Annotated in this window: 16 protein-coding genes and 1 riboswitch; of the genes, 8 read left to right on the top strand and 8 right to left on the bottom strand. The window is 65.3% G+C overall.

Annotated elements, in window-relative coordinates; genetic code table 11:
* Window positions 1–137: 137 nt before the first annotated feature.
* Window positions 138–1,094, bottom strand: a complete 957-nt coding sequence (locus ACRVY7_RS00630; protein ID WP_431815614.1) for a serine/threonine dehydratase — start codon at window positions 1,092–1,094, stop codon at window positions 138–140.
* 107 nt (window positions 1,095–1,201) lie between these two features.
* Between ACRVY7_RS00630 and ACRVY7_RS00625 the strand changes: the two genes are divergently transcribed.
* The 3 genes from ACRVY7_RS00625 to ACRVY7_RS00615 all read left to right on the top strand — a co-directional run bounded on the left by ACRVY7_RS00625 (window position 1,202) and on the right by ACRVY7_RS00615 (window position 4,177).
* Complete coding sequence (locus ACRVY7_RS00625) at window positions 1,202–2,086, top strand: bifunctional methylenetetrahydrofolate dehydrogenase/methenyltetrahydrofolate cyclohydrolase (protein WP_431815613.1); 885 nt, start codon at window positions 1,202–1,204, stop codon at window positions 2,084–2,086.
* Window positions 2,083–2,406, top strand: a complete 324-nt coding sequence (locus ACRVY7_RS00620) for a DUF3017 domain-containing protein (protein WP_064862276.1) — start codon at window positions 2,083–2,085, stop codon at window positions 2,404–2,406. Before ACRVY7_RS00625 ends, ACRVY7_RS00620 begins: the two co-directional genes overlap by 4 nt.
* A 247-nt stretch (window positions 2,407–2,653) precedes the next feature.
* A complete protein-coding gene (locus ACRVY7_RS00615) occupies window positions 2,654–4,177 on the top strand; it encodes a hypothetical protein (RefSeq protein WP_431815612.1) in 1,524 nt (507 codons plus the stop codon).
* Window positions 4,178–4,225: 48 nt separating this feature from the next.
* Here the strand turns inward: ACRVY7_RS00615 and metX are convergent, their stop codons facing one another.
* Both metX and ACRVY7_RS00605 read right to left on the bottom strand, forming a co-directional pair.
* A complete protein-coding gene (gene metX / locus ACRVY7_RS00610; RefSeq protein WP_049699588.1) occupies window positions 4,226–5,374 on the bottom strand; it encodes a homoserine O-acetyltransferase MetX in 1,149 nt (382 codons plus the stop codon).
* A 29-nt stretch (window positions 5,375–5,403) separates the two neighbouring features.
* Window positions 5,404–6,726 (bottom strand): bifunctional o-acetylhomoserine/o-acetylserine sulfhydrylase, encoded by a 1,323-nt coding sequence (locus ACRVY7_RS00605; RefSeq protein ID WP_064870580.1) that lies wholly within the window; start codon window positions 6,724–6,726, stop codon window positions 5,404–5,406.
* Window positions 6,727–6,788: 62 nt separating this feature from the next.
* Window positions 6,789–6,936, bottom strand: a riboswitch (SAM riboswitch).
* Window positions 6,937–7,247: 311 nt separating this feature from the next.
* On the opposite strand from ACRVY7_RS00605, the gene ACRVY7_RS00600 reads away from it, so the two are divergent.
* The gene (locus ACRVY7_RS00600; RefSeq protein WP_431815611.1) at window positions 7,248–9,038 is read left to right on the top strand and encodes a cutinase family protein; all 1,791 of its coding nucleotides are present in this window, start codon (window positions 7,248–7,250) and stop codon (window positions 9,036–9,038) included.
* Window positions 9,039–9,121: 83 nt separating this feature from the next.
* Window positions 9,122–10,423, top strand: coding sequence for an MFS transporter (locus ACRVY7_RS00595; RefSeq protein ID WP_431815610.1), 1,302 nt, complete (start codon window positions 9,122–9,124; stop codon window positions 10,421–10,423).
* A 9-nt stretch (window positions 10,424–10,432) separates the two neighbouring features.
* Here the strand turns inward: ACRVY7_RS00595 and bfr are convergent, their stop codons facing one another.
* Window positions 10,433–10,918: a bacterioferritin gene (gene bfr / locus ACRVY7_RS00590; protein WP_049699585.1), complete on the bottom strand. Its 486-nt coding sequence runs from the start codon at window positions 10,916–10,918 to the stop codon at window positions 10,433–10,435.
* A gap of 95 nt (window positions 10,919–11,013) precedes the next feature.
* Window positions 11,014–11,205: a (2Fe-2S)-binding protein gene (locus ACRVY7_RS00585; RefSeq protein WP_005207883.1), complete on the bottom strand. Its 192-nt coding sequence runs from the start codon at window positions 11,203–11,205 to the stop codon at window positions 11,014–11,016.
* 144 nt (window positions 11,206–11,349) lie between these two features.
* On the opposite strand from ACRVY7_RS00585, the gene ACRVY7_RS00580 reads away from it, so the two are divergent.
* The 3 genes from ACRVY7_RS00580 to ACRVY7_RS00570 all read left to right on the top strand — a co-directional run bounded on the left by ACRVY7_RS00580 (window position 11,350) and on the right by ACRVY7_RS00570 (window position 14,439).
* The gene (locus ACRVY7_RS00580; RefSeq protein ID WP_431815609.1) at window positions 11,350–12,195 is read left to right on the top strand and encodes an exodeoxyribonuclease III; all 846 of its coding nucleotides are present in this window, start codon (window positions 11,350–11,352) and stop codon (window positions 12,193–12,195) included.
* A gap of 69 nt (window positions 12,196–12,264) precedes the next feature.
* Window positions 12,265–13,317: a tryptophan--tRNA ligase gene (gene trpS, locus ACRVY7_RS00575; protein WP_049699584.1), complete on the top strand. Its 1,053-nt coding sequence runs from the start codon at window positions 12,265–12,267 to the stop codon at window positions 13,315–13,317.
* A gap of 69 nt (window positions 13,318–13,386) precedes the next feature.
* Complete coding sequence (locus ACRVY7_RS00570) at window positions 13,387–14,439, top strand: YhjD/YihY/BrkB family envelope integrity protein (protein ID WP_431815608.1); 1,053 nt, start codon at window positions 13,387–13,389, stop codon at window positions 14,437–14,439.
* A 151-nt stretch (window positions 14,440–14,590) separates the two neighbouring features.
* On the opposite strand, the gene ACRVY7_RS00565 is transcribed toward ACRVY7_RS00570, so the two are convergent.
* The 3 genes from ACRVY7_RS00565 to ACRVY7_RS00555 all read right to left on the bottom strand — a co-directional run bounded on the left by ACRVY7_RS00565 (window position 14,591) and on the right by ACRVY7_RS00555 (window position 17,901).
* On the bottom strand, window positions 14,591–15,952 hold the full coding sequence (locus ACRVY7_RS00565) for a D-alanyl-D-alanine carboxypeptidase family protein (RefSeq protein WP_431815607.1): 1,362 nt from the start codon (window positions 15,950–15,952) through the stop codon (window positions 14,591–14,593).
* A 126-nt stretch (window positions 15,953–16,078) separates the two neighbouring features.
* Window positions 16,079–17,452 carry an aspartate aminotransferase family protein gene (locus tag ACRVY7_RS00560; RefSeq protein WP_431815606.1) on the bottom strand — a complete coding sequence of 458 codons (1,374 nt, stop codon included), beginning with the start codon at window positions 17,450–17,452 and terminating at the stop codon, window positions 16,079–16,081.
* A complete protein-coding gene (locus ACRVY7_RS00555; RefSeq protein ID WP_005174049.1) occupies window positions 17,449–17,901 on the bottom strand; it encodes an Lrp/AsnC family transcriptional regulator in 453 nt (150 codons plus the stop codon). The genes ACRVY7_RS00560 and ACRVY7_RS00555 overlap by 4 nt, the downstream gene beginning before the upstream one ends.
* Between the last annotated feature and the right edge of the window lie 32 nt (window positions 17,902–17,933).

The raw sequence follows: 17,933 nt of genomic DNA, 5'->3' as shown, positions 1-17,933 counted from the left end.
ATTGTGCAGAGCGTGATCCGACGCCTCGCCGGGGCGGTCGACGCACAGTCGACGCGAGGGAGCACCCAGTCGACGTGAGGGAGCACCCAGTCGACGCGAGGGAGCGCCCACTCGGCGTGAGGGAGCGCCCAGTCGGCTCAGAGGTCGTCGAGTCGGGTGTTGGCTCCGCACAGCAGCACGCAGAGCGTCGAGTCGGGGGCCGGCGTCACCAGCCCCGCGGCGACTGCCGCGACTGCGGTGGCGGTGCCGTGCTCGACGACAATCCGGAACTGCTTCCACAGCATTCGACGCGCGGCGATGGTCTCGTCGTCGGAGACGACGACGCTCTCGACTGACTTGTCGGCAATGGTCGACCAGCAGATGTCGCCGATCCTGGTGGCGCCCAACGAGTCCGCGGCGATGCTGTCGAGTTCGACGGATACCGGCCCGCCCGCCTCTATCGCCTGATGCAGACTCGACGCTCCGGTGGGCTCCGCTCCGACGAGACAATCGCCGGGACGTTGGGCCGCTGCGAGACCTCCGAGTAGACCGCCGCCTCCCACGCACGCGACGACGGTCTGTGGCCCGGGGACGTCGGCGGCCAACTCGAGGGCGATGGTTCCGGCGCCCGCGACGACGTCGGGGAGGTCGTATGCGTGCAGCAACAGCGCACCGGTCGCCGTGGCGAGAGCATCCGCGAACTCGGCGGCGTCGTGATATTTCGAGCCGTGCAGGCGAACCTCGGCTCCCAGATCCCGTAGCGTCGTCACCTTCACCGGTGGGGCGTTCTCGGGTACGACGACGGTGCACCGTGTGCCGACTATGCGCGCCGCGTGTGCCGCGCCGATCGCGGCGTTTCCGCCGGACGCCACGACGACGCCGCTCTCCGAGAGGTTCCCCGCCTCGCGTGCGGCCATTACGGCATTCACGCTCCCGCGGGCTTTGAACGAACCGCCGAGTTGCAGGTATTCGAGCTTGAAGACCACCGGCACGCGCCCGTTGACCGTGTCGAGCTCGGCGCGCAGCACCGGAGTGCGTCGAACGTGCGTAGCGATGCGGCCCCGCGCCCTTCTGACGTCGGCGACGGTGACCGGGCGGGCAGCATTCGTGGACATGGCAGCACGGTACTCGGGCGTCGCGGCGCATCCTCGACCCCGACTGCCCAAACTATTGACACCCGACACCTGGCACCGCACGTCGCGCAGGATGGAACAATGGACGGGTGAGCGCGATACGACTCGACGGCAAGCTGACCCGCGACGAGATCTTCGCCGATCTCCGTGAACGCGTCGACAAGCTGCGGATGGCCGGCGTGATGCCGGGTCTCGGCACGATCCTCGTCGGCGACGACCCGGGTTCGCAGTCCTACGTCAAGGGCAAGCATTCCGACTGCGCCAAGATCGGTATCGCGTCGATCCGCAAGGATCTCCCCGCGGACGCCACCACAGAAGACCTCAACGCGGCGATCGACGAGCTCAACGCCGACCCCGGCTGTACCGGCTACATCGTGCAACTCCCGCTGCCCCGACACCTCGACGAGAACGCCGCGCTCGAGCGGATCGATCCCGCCAAGGACGCCGACGGTCTGCACCCGATCAACCTCGGACGACTCGTCCTCGGCAAGGAGTCGACGCTCCCGTGCACGCCGCGCGGTGTGATCCATCTGCTGCGTCGGTACGACATCCCGATCAACGGCGCGCGCGTCACCGTCGTCGGCCGTGGTGTGACGATCGGTCGCCCGATCGGCCTGCTGCTCACTCGGCGCAGCGAGAACGCGACGGTGACGCTGTGTCACACCGGAACCCGCGACCTCGCCGCAGAGATCAAGCGTGCCGACATTGTCATCGCAGCGGCAGGTGTGCCACATCTGGTCACCGGAGACATGGTCAAGCCGGGCGCCGCTGTCATCGATGTCGGCGTCAGCCGCACCGAGGACGGGCTGGTCGGCGACGTCGCCCCTGACGTCTGGGACGTCGCGGGATATGTGTCGCCGAATCCGGGCGGCGTCGGACCACTGACGCGCGCGTTCCTGCTCGTCAACGTGGTCGAGCGCGCAGAGGCAGATCTCGCAGCCGGAGTGAGTGTCGCCGGGGGTTCCGGCCGGTGAACTCCGCGACGGATGCGCGGGTGCGGCAGCTTCGCCACGCCCGTCGGGTCCGCGCCTACATCGCGCAGATTCCCTATCTCCTGGTGATGCTGGGCGTGATCGCCGGAGCGGCGCTGGTGTTGTTCGACCGGTGGCGACGCGGTTCGTTCGTCTTCGGAACGGCTTTGCTACTGGGCGCGTTCATGCGTGCGGTGTTGCCAACGTCACGAGTCGGATTGCTGCAGGTCAGAGGAAGATTCTTCGACGTTATATCCCTTGCCAGTGTCGGAAGCCTCATGTTATGGCTAGCTGCGTCAATAGATCCTTTGGGCACGGATTGATTACAATATGGCGCACGCTTCGGTAAAGTGTCCCGTGACGTGAGCTGATCCGGCACCTGTCTGATCAGACTCTGCGACCCTTCGGATCCTCAGGTTCCGGGCGCGCGCACTGACCGAGTAGTGGTGCGCTGCGAAGGTGCGTGAGCACGTCGCAACGACCGACGAACGGCGACAAACGGGCAGGCAACCAATCTCTTCGACGCTGGATAGACCACAGGATCGCTCCACCCACGACGAGACGACGTCGATGGGTGTTTCGTTGGGTCAGGGCATGATCCACTTTGTCCTGCTCACCCGTGACGGATCGGGACGCGAACTCGTGGAGTCGCGAGTGATCGACGTCGATCCCAGCGATGGCCACGACACCGCGGGCAGGGTCAACGCAGGCATCGACCTGATGCTCGACGCTGCGCGAGGTGCCGACCGGCGTGTCGGACCGATCGGCGTCGCGGCAGGCGGCGACCTCGGGCGTGAACTCGTCGGTTCGACAGGATCGGGTCCGCGCCGACAGATCCACCTCGTCTCCGTTGAGGAGGCCGTGGCGGCCTGCCTGACCGAAACGGGTCAGATCGGTCGGTATCGATCAGTGGTCGTCGTCGATTGCGGCGACACCGGCATGACCCTCTACACCGTCGATCCCTCGACCGGAGCGATCGGCGACATCACACACTCGCGCGCGCTGTCGGGTCGCGCCCTCGACGACGCGATCGTCCGCGAAGTGCTCGACGCAGGCGCCGTGAGTGGTTCGTTCTCGAGCAAACTCAGTCGCAACGCGTTGCGTAGCGCCGTCCGAACTGCCAAGGAGGAGTCGGGCGAGCACGGTACTGCCGACGCCGCCGGCCGGTTCCGGATCGGCGATGCAACGCTCGCCGCAGCGGTTCGTCCGTTCCTGCTCGACGCTCGCGAAGAGCTGAGCCGTTACCTCGCAACGCATTCGGCGTGCGCTATCGTCCTTGTCGGTGGCCTGGCGAACCTGCCGACCATCGCCGACATGGTGCCCGAAGAGGATGCCGATGGCGGCCTCATCGAGGTCATCGTCCCGACGAACCCGGAACAGACCGCCGCTGTGGGTGCCGCGATGCTCTCGTCCGAGCAGGCGGCGGCACCGAGTCGCCTGACCTTTATGGGAGGCGGGAGGCGCAGGGGTGTGCTTTCGCCGCTGCCGATTGCTGTCGCCGCCGTGGTCATCGCGGCAGCGATGTTCACGGTGTACGCGGTGGGGTCGACCCTCACCGGGAATACCACCGACATCCCATCGCCTTCGAGTGCTCGAGTGGCGTCGATGTCGACCGCATCCGACGAAGCCGACGTCGTCCCCTCGGAGACGAGACAGGAACCGACGCAACTCACGTCGACGCCGGCCGAAGCTCCGCGCACAGCCCGGGAGGACGACGGACCCGGGTGGGCGACAACGCAACTGCCGCCGACCACGCCGTCGCCGTCGACGCTCACACTCTCCGCGCGTCCGAGTACGCCGTCGACGACTACGCGGCCACCCAGCGCCGAGACCAGTCGTCCCACCTTGCCGCTGCCGCCGGGGATCACGATTCCGCCGAATCTGCTGCCGCCGGAGTTTGCCCCGCCGTCGAGGGAGCCCGCTCCCGGCGAGCAGACACCCACTCCAGGCAATCAGCAACCCTCCGGGGAAGCTGGTTCGAATGGCAATGCGTCCCAGTCGAATAACCAGCGTGGTACCGGCACGGGCAGGCAGGCGCCTGCCACCACGACCACGACGACACCGGTTCCCGGCGGACTGCTGCCCCCGCCCTGAGGTACCTGAACGCCCTGAGGTACCCGAACGCCTGAGGTACCCGAACGTTCAGCGACGCGCGAGATCGACTGTGCGCTTGAGTAGATCGCCGATGGCGTCGAATTCGGTGAGGAATCCGTCGTGTCCGTTGTCGGACTGCACCACCTGTAGGCCTCCGACGCAATTGCCGAGTTCTTCGGCGAGCTCGACCTGTAACCGCAAGGGGTACAGGCGATCCGAGTCGATACCGCCAACGATCACAGGAACGTCGCAGGCGTTGAGTGCTGCCGTCACGCCACCGCGATCGCGCCCGACGTCGTGGTGGTTGAGTACTTCGCTGAGAATGACGTAGCTGCCCGGATCGAAGCGCTCGACGAGTTTGCCCGCCTGGTGCTCGAGGTAGCTCTGCACGGCGTAACGTCCGCCGGTGAGCGGATTCTCTTGGCCCTGAGCGTCATTCGCGAAGCGCTCGTCGAGTTCCGGTTCGCTGCGGTAGGTCAGGTGTGCGATCCGGCGAGCGATTCCCATTCCGGTCGTCGGCGACTCGCCGGTGCCGTGATAGTCGCCGCCGTGCCACGCCGGATCGGACGTGATGGCTGCGATTTGCGTTGTCTGCGTGCCGATCTGGTCGGCTGTCGCACGAGCGCCGACGGCGAGCACGAGTGCGCTTCGAACCCGTTCGGGATACTCGATGATCCACTCGAGTGCCCGTGCTCCGCCCATCGAGCCGCCCACGACCGCGCCGATACTCTCGATGCCCAGATGATCCATCAGCGCGACTTCGGCGCGGACCTGATCGAGCACGGTGAGTTGCGGGAAGCTCGAACCCCACGGTCGGCCGGTGGAGTCCAGCGATGCAGGCCCGGTCGACCCTCGGCATCCGCCGAGCACGTTCGCCGAGATGACGCACCATTCGTCGGTGTCGACTGCCGCGCCGGGACCGATCAGACCGTCCCACCAGCCGGGGGAGGGGTGAGCGGCATCTGCGGGTCCGGTGACGTGTGAGTCGCCGGTCAGGGCGTGCAGCGTGAGGATGACGTTGTCGCGGGTAGGTGACAATTTTCCCCACCGCTGAAAAGCGAGGGTCACGTCGTCGATCTGCTCACCGTTGTCGAGTGAGATCGACCCGAGACGGGCGCTGAGCATCTGGCCGTCCGGGGCGTTCTCCCAGTCCGGCCGTTGCTCTGTATCCGTCTGCGGGTCGATGCTCACCGACACAGGTGTCCTCGCTCCTTGCTCTGAATTGTTTACTTGGCTGCTTCGAAACCCCGGTCGAGGTCGGCGAGAATGTCGTCGATTCCCTCGATGCCCACCGCGAGGCGGACGAGGCCGGGGGTGACACCCGCGGCGAGTTGCTCCTCGGGGGTCAGCTGGCTGTGGGTGGTCGATGCCGGGTGGATCACGAGCGAGCGCACGTCACCGATGTTGGCGACGTGGCTGTGCAGCGTGAGCGCCTCGACGAACCGCTTGCCCGCGTCGACGCCGCCTGCGATCTCGAAGCCGATGACCGCACCCTGTCCCTTCGGCGCGAGCTCCTGGCCACGCTTGTACCAGGGCGACGACGAAAGGCCGGCGTAGTAGACCTCTTCGACCTGCGGGTTGTCGTTGAGGTACTCGGCGACGCGCTGCGCGTTGGCGACGTGACGCTCGACCCGCAGGCTCAAGGTCTCGAGACCCTGGGCGAGCAGGAATGCGTTGAACGGCGAGATGGCTGCACCGGTGTCGCGGAGCAACTGCACGCGGGCCTTGAGCGCGTACGCGGGAGCGCCGAGATCGGCGAAGACCGCACCGTGGTAGCTCGGATCGGGCGTGGTGAAACCGGGGAAGAGGTCTTTCCCGTCGCGCTGGACACGCCAGTCGAAGGTGCCGCCGTCGATGATCACGCCGCCGATCGCGGTTCCGTGCCCACCGATGTACTTGGTGGCCGAGTGCACGACGATGTCGGCGCCATGGGCGAGCGGATTGAGCAGGTACGGGGTGGCGACGGTGTTGTCGACGATGAGCGGCACGCCGTTGCGGTGTGCAACCTCCGAGATGCCCTCGATGTCGAGGATCTCGTTGTTCGGGTTGGAGATCGACTCGCCGTAGAACGCGCGGGTGTTGTCGCGCACGGCGGCCTGCCAGGAGTCGAGATCCTCCGGATCCTCGACGAAGGTGACCTCGATGCCGAACTTGGGCAGCGTGTAGTGGAACAGGTTGTACGTTCCGCCGTAGAGCCGAGGACTCGACACGACGTGCCCGCCGTTTTCGACGATGTTGAGGATCGAGTACGTCTCCGCAGCCTGGCCCGAAGCGACGAGCAGCGCCGCGACGCCGCCCTCGAGAGCGGCAAGACGCTGTTCGACGACATCCTGCGTCGGATTCATCAGCCGCGTGTAGATGTTGCCCGGCTCGGCAAGACCGAACAGGTTCGCGGCATGCGTGGTGTCGTTGAAGGTGTACGACGTGGTCTGGTAAATCGGTAGCGCGCGGGCGTTGGTTGCCGCGTCGGCTGACTGGCCCGCGTGGATCTGCTTGGTCTCGAAACTCCAGTTGTCGGCTGGGTTCTGGTCGACGTCGACGTCAGACATTGAATATGCGTCACTTTCTACGGTCGGCAGGGCACGACGACCCTGTTGGGGTCCGACCTTCGGACCCGCGCTTGCCGGGGACCCGAAACCATCTTCGATGGAGATCATCGAGGAGCGGGGTCCCACAACCCGGTCATCACCCGGAGCACCCCACCGCGGTTGGAGGGTTGCCGATCAGCGAGCCGGGGCTTTGCGCTGATACTCATGACCTGGCGTCAAGGATATAACACGGTCGAAATGAAGTGAGAACCCTCCGACGCAGGCTGGTTCTTGGGCTGGACAAGGCGTCGTTGCGGCCGCGGTGCTCGTCGGCGGCGAATGGCCCCGAAGAATGCCTTCTCGTGTAGTCCGAACAGTCGAATTTGACGTTCTTTATCGACGGTTCGCCGCGCGATCGTCGGTTTCTGCCGTGGCGTGGGTCACAGACTTCTACGATCCGATCATTCGCGAGGGGTCGGCAAACTCCGATTCCGACCACGTCGCGATGACACGGCAGAACCGGCCGGATTGGTGGAGAACGCATGGGTGGTCACTTCGGTTTCAGGCGATCGATCAGGGCGGCGAGCACACTCGGACTCGCCGCAGTCGCAGCGGTTCTCCTCGCGATAGGCCAGACTTCCGGCGCGGGTGTCGCGCGAGCCGAGGCCGGCGCCGATTGTGGCAACGGCGCACTCGTCTTCGTCGGCGGTACGTGGGATCCCCAGGCGCATTTGCTCGACGGCGTCACGCGTCAGCCGCAGTACGCCGGCTATACCGTCGAGCGCGTCGAGTATCCGGCGTCGATTTGGCCGTTGGGTGCCTTCGGCTTCGACGACAGTCAGTCGCAGGGCGTCGCGGCAACGATGTCGACAGTCGCGAGCTATCAGGCGCAGTGTGATGGCAAACCGGTCGTGATCGTCGGGTACTCGCAGGGCGCGGGAATCGCCGGCGACGTGCTCACCGGCATCGGCACCGGCAATACTTCTGGACACGAGATCTCACCGAGCATGGTTTCCGGACTGCTCTACTCCGATCCGCGGCAAGCGGGAACTCTCTACGGACAGGGCATCGAACGCGTTCTGATCGGCGTGATCCCCGGACTGACCATGGCGGGCGGACGCGGCGTCGACGACTTCGGCGGAATTCCGGTGACCTCCGTGTGCTTCACGGGCGATCCGATCTGCGACCTGCCCGATCCGCTCCACGATCCGCTCGGTGCCCTCGATGGCTTCGCGGGTTACTGGGTCAAGCATGGTCTGTACCCGCTCTACATGTATTTGGCAGCGACCAACGGGGCCCTGTGGGACGCATGGGGAGTCAAGCCGTTGCACTGCGAGAACACCACTGGCCAGGTCAGTACGTGTCAGCTCGTCGTGCCGTCGTCGGCGTGGGTCCTCACCCAGCAGTTCGTCGACAAACTCGGTCTCGGCTGGACCGTGCCCGACCTCGTGAGCAAGCGGTGGAAGTTCCCGGACATCCTCGGCATCACACTGGCCGACTTCCAGCCGCCGATCCGGTGGGCCATGGGTTGGTTCCCGCAGTTGCCCCAACTCGGCTACGGCGGTGTACTCACCGACGTCTACACGTTCCAGGACATGGCACGAGGATTGTTCACATGGAATCCGGTGCTCTGGGGGCAGGGCGTCGACGCGTTGAGGACCAGCGTCAGGAGCATCGCGTCGATGCCGCTGAACTTCGGAAAGTTCTGGGCCTACACACTGACCGGCCGCGATGTCACAGGCATTCCCGGACCCGCGTACCGACCTTCGCTTGTCGCGTTCGAAGAGTGGCTCGCGTCGCTGCGCACTCCACCGACGACGACCAGCCACACCGAGTCGCTGATGGCGCTGTCGGCATCGGAGAAGATCGCCGAAGCCTCGGGGACCGTGGTCACGGAGAAGAACGTCGGTGACCACGAAGGGCTCGGCACCACCGGAGCTGGGGTCAGCACCGGGGATGAGGGCTCCACCGGCACTGAGGGTCCCTCTGGCGGCAAAGTCGTCGACGATTCGGCCGGCGTTGGTGGCGACGGCGCAGCTGACGGGACGGGCACCGGAGCCGGGTCGACGCCTCCGACTGTCAGCGACTCGCCGCAACCCCAACCGCACCTGGGCGGGGAGTCGTCACAGCCGAGCGAGAATCCCGGCGGCGCGCAGGCGCCTGCACCAGAGTCGTCGGCGCCCCAGCCAACACCCGACACGTCAACACCCGACAAGCCAACAGCCGACACGTCGACATCTGACGAGTCGACACCCGGTGCCTCGACGCCGCATGCAACGTCGGCGGAGAGTGCGACACCGAAACCAGCGGCGGAGGGCGCACCAGCCGCCTGACTCCGGCCCCGCGCCGGGCGGGTGTGAACGAATTCACCGTCGACGGCGGAATCACGCCCCCTGGCGTGCTCGTTGCAGCGTGAATGTCCTCAACCACCCCAACCGAGACGAACACGGACGGGACCAGCAGTAATGTCGTCCACTCCGACACAACTCGTCGGTTCGCCATGCTGGCGATGGCGCTGGGCGGTTTCGGGATCGGCACCACGGAGTTCGTCGCGATGGGCTTGTTGCCGAACATCGCGTCGTCGGTGCATGTCTCCGAGCCGACGGCGGGCTATGTTGTCTCGGCCTACGCACTCGGGGTGGTGGTCGGGGCGCCGCTCATCGCAGCGCTGACCGCGCGGATGTCTCGTCGCACGCTGTTGATCGCGTTGATGGTGGCATTCACGGTCGGCAATGCCGCGACGGTGCTGGCGCCGAACTTCGCAACCCTCATGGTCGCGAGATTCGTGGCGGGACTCCCGCATGGCGCGTACTTCGGTGTCGCGGCTCTCGTCGCTGCGCACCTGGCCGGACCTCGCAACCGTGCCAAGGCGGTCGGTCTGGTTCTCCTCGGGTTGTCTGTTGCCAATGTCCTCGGTGTGCCGTTGGCGACCTGGCTCGGCGAAAGTCTCGGCTGGAGAGCAGCTTTCGTGGTCGTCGTGATCATCGGCATCGTGACGATCGGTGCGCTGTTCGTCACGTTGCCCGCACTCGACGACATGGCCGTCACCAATCCGATGACCGAGCTCGGCGCTCTCACCAGGCCTCAGGTGTGGTTGACGCTGGCGATCGGTGTCGTCGGGTTCGGCGGCATGTTCGCGTTCTACACGTATCTCAACACGGCGCTGACAAGCCTCACGGGTATCTCGGTCGGATGGGTTCCGGTGGTGTTGATGGTCTTCGGCGTCGGCATGGTGGTCGGCAACCTGGTCGGCGGTGCCGCCGCCGATTCGAGTGTGCCGCGCGCCATTTTCGTGGGACTCGTCGCGACAGCGGTGGTGCTCGGATTGTTTGCCGCATTCGTCGCGTCGCCGTGGGCGGCCGTTCCGCTGACCTTCCTCGTCGGGGTCAGTGCGACGGCGATGGTGCCCGCACTGCAAACGCGTCTCATGGACGTGGCCGAAGACGCTCAGACGCTGGCCGCGGCGCTCAACCATTCAGCGCTCAACATTGCGAACGCACTCGGTGCGTGGCTCGGTGGCGTGGTGATCGCCGCGGGGTTCGGGTACCGAGCGCCGTCGGTCCTCGGGGCAGGACTCGCGGTTGCCGGCATCGTCGTACTGGGTGTGGCGTTGGCTGTTGCCCGACGCTCGGCTGCCCGGCACACAGCCACATCGACAACAGCGACATCGACAACAGCGACCCCGACACCTGCTGGTGTCGGGGCCGAGTCGGAGTGAGTGGCTGGTTCAGCCCACGTCGGGGGGCGTAGCGATCGTCTTCGACAGGTAGAGCGGCTCACCGAGCTTCTCGATCAGCTCGAGCTGCGTCTCCAGATAGTCGATGTGGTGCTCCTCGTCCTTGAGGATCTCCTCGAAGATCTTGGCGGTCGTGATGTCCTGCTTTTCGCGGCACAGCACGATGCCTGGCTTGAGGCGGTTGACCACCTCGATCTCGATCGCGAGGTCGGACTCGAACTGCTCGCGCAGGGTCTGGCCGATGCGGAGCGGCAGCAGCTTCTGATAGTTCGGCAGACCTTCCAGAAAGAGGATGCGATCGGTGAGGATCTCCGCGTGGGTCATCTCCTCGATCGATTCGGCCCTCGTCTTCGAGGCGAGCTCGGTCAAGCCCCAGTTGTCCTGCATCTTGGAGTGCAGGAAGTACTGGTTGATGGCGGTGAGTTCACTGGTCAACTGCTCGTTGAGTAGAGCGATGACCTCATCGTCTCCACGCATGGCATACCTCCGGTTCGGACTGATTGTGTCAGTGAACCTAGCACGCCAAAAGGCCCCGTGGGGAATATCCACACGGGGTGTTTCTGCAGGTCAGGCTAGGCTGCGCTTGTTGTGGCGACCCTTCCTGCGGTGCGAGAGGCGACGATCTGGGTGAGTCGTTCGATGCAGGTTCCGCAGCCTTCGCCTGCGCCGCAGCGCTCGCTGACGGCGTCGGGAGTTCTGGCTCCGGCGTCGCAATGCTCGTGGACCTCGTCCACTGTGACGGCCCGGCAAATACACACGAACATCTCGCACCTCGCATTCTGTTAGGCAAGGTTTACATAAAAGCTGGATGATCGCAAGGTTTGCCTTACCTTTTGGACTCGGTCCGGATTGGGCTGCGACGGGGTGCGCGGCGTCGATGTCGGTGGCTCGCCGTAGTGTGGCGAACCGTGCCAACTGCGATCACCACCGTGAATGTGAACGGCGTCCGAGCGGCCACCAAGGTGCGGTCGGAGAACAACCCGGGATTCGTTCCGTGGCTGCGCTCATCCGGAACCGACGTCGTGCTCCTGCAGGAGATCCGTGCCAGCGAAGATCAGGCCAGGGAGGTTCTCACACCTCTTCTCGACGACGGATGGCACCTGTCGATGACTGAGTCGGTCGTCAAGGGACATGCGGGCGTCGGGGTGCTCAGCACAACCGAGCCGACGGCGGTGCGCGTCGGTTTCTCCAGCGACGAATTCGATTCCACGGGAAGGTATCTCGAGGTAGACCTCGACACCGAGGGTGGAGCCGTCACCGTCGCAAGCCTCTACCTACCCAAAGGCGCTGCGGCCCCGACGGCCACCTCGTCGGACAAGGACGTGGAGAAGTTCGCCGAGAAGAAGCGATTCCTCGACGCGTTCGGCGCGCACCTGGGCTCGTTGGCACGTAAACGACGTCCGGTGGTGGTCGGCGGTGATTGGAACATCGCGCACTCCGAGCGCGACATCAAGAACTGGAAGGGCAACCTGCGCAGCCCGGGGTTCCTCCCGCACGAGCGGGAGTGGGTCGGCGGATTGTTGGAGTCCGGCTGGTCTGACGTGATGCGTGAACTCCACCCCGGCACAGACGGGCCGTACTCATGGTGGTCGTGGCGCGGAAAGGCGTTCGACAACGACTCGGGCTGGCGGATCGACTATCACCTCGCCAATAAGGCGATGGCGCAGCGCACGGTCAAAGCGTTCGTCGACCGCGCCGACGCCTACGACCGCCGGTGGTCTGATCACGCACCGGTCACCGTCGTCTTCGAATGACCGCCGAGTAGCACCCTGCGGATACCACCTCCGAATAATGAGGTGCTGCCGTCTGAGAGACTGGAAACCATGAGCGACGTCGAGAAATCACCTGCGTCGGGTACGCGTCGGCGGGTGTTGTCGGGTATCCAACCGACCAGCGATTCCTTCCACCTGGGTAACTATCTGGGTGCGGTGCGTCAGTGGGTCGAGTTGCAGGACGAGTTCGACGCCTTCTACTTCATCCCGGACATGCACGCGCTGACAGTGCAGTTCGACCCGTCGGTTCTCGCCGACCGCACACGCATGTCGGTGGCCCAGTTGCTCGCCGTCGGTGTCGATCCCGCCCGCTCGACCGTGTACGTCCAGTCGCACGTTCCCGAGATCGCGCAGCTCACCTGGGTTCTCAACTGCATCACCGGATTCGGCGAGGCAAGCCGGATGACGCAGTTCAAAGACAAGGCCGCCAAGCAGGGCGTCGAGTCGTCGAGCGTCGGGTTGTTCACCTATCCGATCCTGATGGCCGCCGACATCCTCGCGTTCCAGGTCGACCAGGTACCCGTCGGCGAAGACCAACGGCAGCACCTCGAGCTCACCCGAGATCTGGCGCAACGATTCAACAAGCGTTTCGGCAAGGCGTTCACCGTGCCGCAGGCGTACATCGTCAAGGAGTTCGCGAAGATCTACGACCTCCAGAACCCGACGGCCAAGATGAGCAAGTCGGCCGAGACCGACAAGGGGTTGATCAATCTTCTCGACGACCCGAAACGGTCCGCCAAGAAGATCCGGTCGGCGGTGACCGATACGGGTAGTGAGGTGGCGTTCGATCCCGAGAACAAGCCGGGAGTCTCGAATCTGCTCACCATCCAGTCGGCGTTGTCTGGCGTGGAGGTCGCAGATCTCGTCGCCAAGTACGAGGGCAAGGGATACGGCGACCTGAAGGTCGAGACAGCCGACGTCCTCAGCGACTTCGTGACCCCACTGCGCGGACGCGTCGACGAATATCTCGCCGATCCGGCCTACCTCGATGGCATCCTCGCCGACGGTGCAGCGCGGGCACGCTCGGTGGCCTCTGCGACGCTGCGCGATGTCTACGACAAGGTGGGTTTCCTGGCGCCGAGCGTGTCAGCAAACAAATCCTGACCCGCAGCACTCGTTTCCGGTAGACACGGTGAGGAGAGACAGCACCGACCGATGGGGAAACGAGGGTCTATGGCTTCGGTGATCGATTCGGGCAAAGCGCTTGTCGTGCGCGGCAAGGACGAGTTCGAGTCGGCCCGCGAGCGGTGGGGCTGGCTCGACCACATCATGCGCACGGTGCAGCGGTACAACGATCGTCGCGGCAACCTCTACGCCGCGAGTATCACCTTCACCGGAATCCTCTCGATCGTGCCGATCATCATGGTCGCCTTCTCGATCGGCGGTTTTGTCCTCGCGGCCCACCCGGAGTGGCTCGACACCATCAAGGACGAGATCGTCAAGGCCATGCCCGGCGAGCTCGGCACGACGCTCGAGAGCGCAATCGACTCGGCCATCGACTCACGCGCGACCGTCGGCATCATCGGTCTGATCGGTGCGGGACTGACCGGTATCGGGTGGATCTCCGGTGTGCGCGTCGGAATGACCGAGATGTTCGGCGGCAGGGTCAACCGCAATGCGGTCAAGTCGAAGATCAGCGACCTCGTGATCTTCGTGTTGCTGGGTCTCGCCTTCCTGTTCACGCTCGGCCTGACCGCCCTGGGCAACAGCGGGTTGATCAACAAGATCCTCGAGTGGGCGCATGTCGACGGCTTCAGTGGCTCGACTGTCGTGGTGCGGGTTCTGGCCATCGTGGTGTCGCTGGTAGCGACCTGGCTGCTCTTCGTGTTCGTCTTTGCCCGACTTCCCTTGAATCCGTTGCCGTTTCGCAACGTGCTCAAGGCGGCGCTCCTCACCGCGATCATCTTCGAGATCCTCAAGTCCGTCGCGGGCATCTACCTGAAATCGGTGCTCGGCAGTCCGGCGGGCGCCGCCTTCGGACCACTGCTCGGCGTCATGGTCTTCGGCTACCTGGCCTCGCGAATCGTCCTGTACGCCACGGCGTGGTGTGCCACGGATCGTGCCAATGAGCCCTACCAAGTCGTCGATCCCACCGAACAGCCCGAGCCGCCCACCGTCGTCGTGCGCCCGGTGTACGAGGCGGATCCCGTGCCGAAGGCCGGGCCGTTGGCCGCGGCGGCGGCGATCGGCGCTGCGGTGGCTCTCGTGACGCGGTGGCTCTCGTGACGCGGTACGAGCGCGGCGACTGACCCGACGAGTCGAGCACACGCATACGCTCACCCGTTTCCTTCCGGCTTATTGAATTCAATAAGCCGGAAGGAAACGGGTGAGCGGGACGGTGCCGTTCTCGACGATGGAAGCGTGACCCGCGAGCCGGTCAGCGGCGTCGGAACAAGCGAAGCGCAAGCAGCAGTAGGAGCAGCGCCACCAGCAGCCCCACGAGTCCGACGAGGATGCGCACCGACCAGCCAGACGTCGAATCCTGGTAGGCCACTCCCTGGCTCGTCCGCGCTTCGGTCGTTGCGACCCCGGCGCGGGCGCCGTCGGAGGTGGTGGCGCGGGCGCCGTCGGAGGTACTCGCGCGGGCGCCGTCTGAGGTGGTCGCGCGTTCGCCGGAGGTCGATGCGAGCTCGCCCACTTTCGCCTCACGTGGAGCTCGCGCGCCGTAGGTGACGAGCGAGCGGGCCTGGTCCCAGTAGTTGTCGTCGGCGGTCGACAGGCCGTACATCTGAACCACCAGAACGGTACGACCGTCCTGCTTGACGGCGCCGACGAACGTCTTCTGCGCGTCGTCGGTGTATCCGGTCTTACCGCCGAGGACGCCCGGATCGCCTTCGAGCAGAAGATGATTCGACGTCTGCATCAGGTAGCCGGGATGGTCGACGTCGCCGGGAACGTCGGGTCGTTTCGGGTACCCGGGGAACGGGTGGTTCGGCATGGCGATGATGTCGCGGAACGTCGAGTTCTGCATGGCGGCACGGAAGATCACCGCGAGGTCGTAGGGGGACGTCGACATTCCGGCGGAGTCGAGACCAGACGGAGTCGACGCCCTGGTGTCGTACGCCTGCAGTGAGCGGGCCAGTTCATTCATCTTGGTCAGCGTGACGTCGACGCCGCCGAGGTCTCGCGCGATGACGTGGGCGCAGTCGTTTCCGGACACCATGAGGAGTCCGATCATCATGTCGCGCATGGTGTATTTGCCGCCCGGTCCCATCCCGCAGGAGTCGCCCTCGGCACTCCAATCGTCGGCCGTCGCGGTGACCGGTTTGTCGAGCGAGATTCCCGAGCGCAGCGCGGTGAGAGCGAGCAGGACCTTGATGGTCGACGCCGGGCGGTACCGACCGTGCGGGTCTTTGGCCGCGATCACGGCGCCGCTGTCGAGATCGGCGACCAGCCAGGCCGCCGACGTCAGCCGCTCCGGCACACGACCCGCCGACGAGTCGGCGACGACGCCGCACCCACCCAGCGCTTCGCCGCCGACCGGTGGCGAATGCACCGGCAGTGGGGATGGTGTTGTCGAGCCGGGAGCCACGACTTCCGACTCGTCGACAGCGGGCGGCGGCGAGACCCGATGCGGGCAGTGGTCGGTGTCGGGTGACGAGTCGTGCGGCTGTGCCTGTGTGGGGGCCGCCCACGCCGGGGATGTGGTCGGGCCGATCCCGGCCACAGCGACGATCAGCACGACCACGCAGCGGGTGACGAAGTCTGTGGCGGGCGCAACGGCACGAGGAGGACGCATATCGCACAGGAGGCTACAGCGCCTCACGTCACATCGGTAGCGCGCCGGCGGAACTGCTTGTCCGCCGACGCCTCGCCGACTTGGAAAACCGTCAGTCCCAGAGAACCGTCGTTGCTCTGGTGAACCTCAGAGGAGCGTGTACGCCTCGGTCAGAACGCCACGCAGGATCTGCTCGATCTCGTCGAACTCCGCCTGGCCGCAGATGAGCGGCGGCGCGAGCTGGATGACCGGATCGCCGCGATCGTCGGCGCGACAATAGAGACCGGCGTCGAACAGTGCGGTCGACAGGAATCCACGCAGGATGCGCTCGGACTCGGCCTCGGTGAAGGTCTCCTTGGTGGTTTTGTCCTTGACCAGCTCGATGCCGTAGAAGAATCCCTCGCCGCGCACGTCGCCGACAATCGGGAGGTCGTGGAGCTTCTCGAGTGTCGATCGGAACGCGGGAGCGGTGGTCTTCACATGGTCGTTGAGTCCCTCGCGCTCAAAGATGTCGAGGTTGGCCAACGCGACCGCCGCCGACACGGGGTGACCGCCGAAGGTGTAGCCGTGCGCGAAGGTCGTCGTGTTGTCGTTGAACGGCTCGAAGAGTCGCTCACTGGCGATCATCGCGCCGATCGGGGAGTAGCCCGATGTCATGCCCTTGGCACAGGTGATGATGTCGGGCTGATAGCCGAAGTCCTCGCACGCGAACATCGAACCGATGCGGCCGAAAGCGCAGATCACCTCATCGGACACCAGCAGGACGTCGTACTCGTCGCAGATCTCGCGGACACGCTCGAAGTATCCGGGCGGCGGCGGGAAACATCCGCCCGCGTTCTGGACCGGTTCGAGGAACACGGCTGCGACGGTGTCGGGGCCCTCGAACTCGATGGCCTCGGCAATGCGGTCGGCTGCCCAGCGGCCGAACTTCTTGGGGTCGGCAGCCAGTTCCTCGTCGGGAGCGCGGTAGATGTTGGTGTTCGGCGCGCGGAACCCTCCGGGCGTCAACGGTTCGAACATCTTCTTGAGGTCGGGGATGCCGGTGATGGCCAGGGCGCCCTGCGGAGTGCCATGGTAGGCGATCGAACGCGAGATCACCTTGTGCTTCATCGGTTTTCCGGTCAGCTTGAAGTACTGCTTGGCCAGTTTCCACGCGCTTTCGACGGCCTCGCCGCCGCCGCTGGTGAAGAAGACGCGGTTGAGATCGCCGGGCGCGTTGGCCGCAAGTCGTTCGGCGAGCTCGATGGCAGGGGGAGTGGCGTAGGACCACAGCGGAAAGAACGCCAGTTCTTTGGCCTGCTTCGCCGCTGCCTCGGCGAGCTCGTCACGTCCGTGCCCGACCTGGACGACGAAGAGTCCCGCGAGTCCGTCGAGGTAGCTGCGTCCGCGATCGTCGAAGATGCGTGCCCCCTCGCCTCGCGTGATCACCGGTGGCGTGATCTCGTCGCCGTGACGGGAGAAGTGTCCCCACAGGTGCGCAGCGCTTCGCTGCCCGAGGGATTCGGTTACGGATGCGGTCATCGTGTACCCCAATTGTATTGCTGTTTCACTAGTTTCAGATAAACGAGGGTCTCGGTCGAGTTCACCTCGGGGTGTGTTCGAACCCTGCGATTGATGATGTCGAGGAGATGATCGTCGTCCTCGCAGACGACCTCGATCATGATGTCGTAGGTACCCGCAGTCAGTACCACGTAGTCGATTTCGGGATGCTCGGCCAGTTGCCGGGCCAATCGCTCCGTGTCGCCGGTGCAGCGGATGCCGACCATCGCCTGGCGGGAGAAGCCGAGCTTGAGTGGATCGGTCACCGCGACGATCTGCAGCAGGCCGCTCTCGCTGAGCTTCTGGACGCGGTTGCGCACAGCGGCTTCGGACAGGCCAACGGATTTGCCGATCGCCGCGTATGAACTCCGGCCGTCGGCCTGGAGTTCTTCGATGATCTTCTTCGCGATGGCGTCGAGGTGTGTCGACATTGGTTCGCCCACACGTCGATGGTGGCGGATTC

The organism is Gordonia jacobaea, assembly GCF_965344965.1.
Classification (GTDB): domain Bacteria; phylum Actinomycetota; class Actinomycetes; order Mycobacteriales; family Mycobacteriaceae; genus Gordonia; species Gordonia jacobaea.
This window is presented reverse-complemented; position numbering and strand designations above follow the sequence as displayed.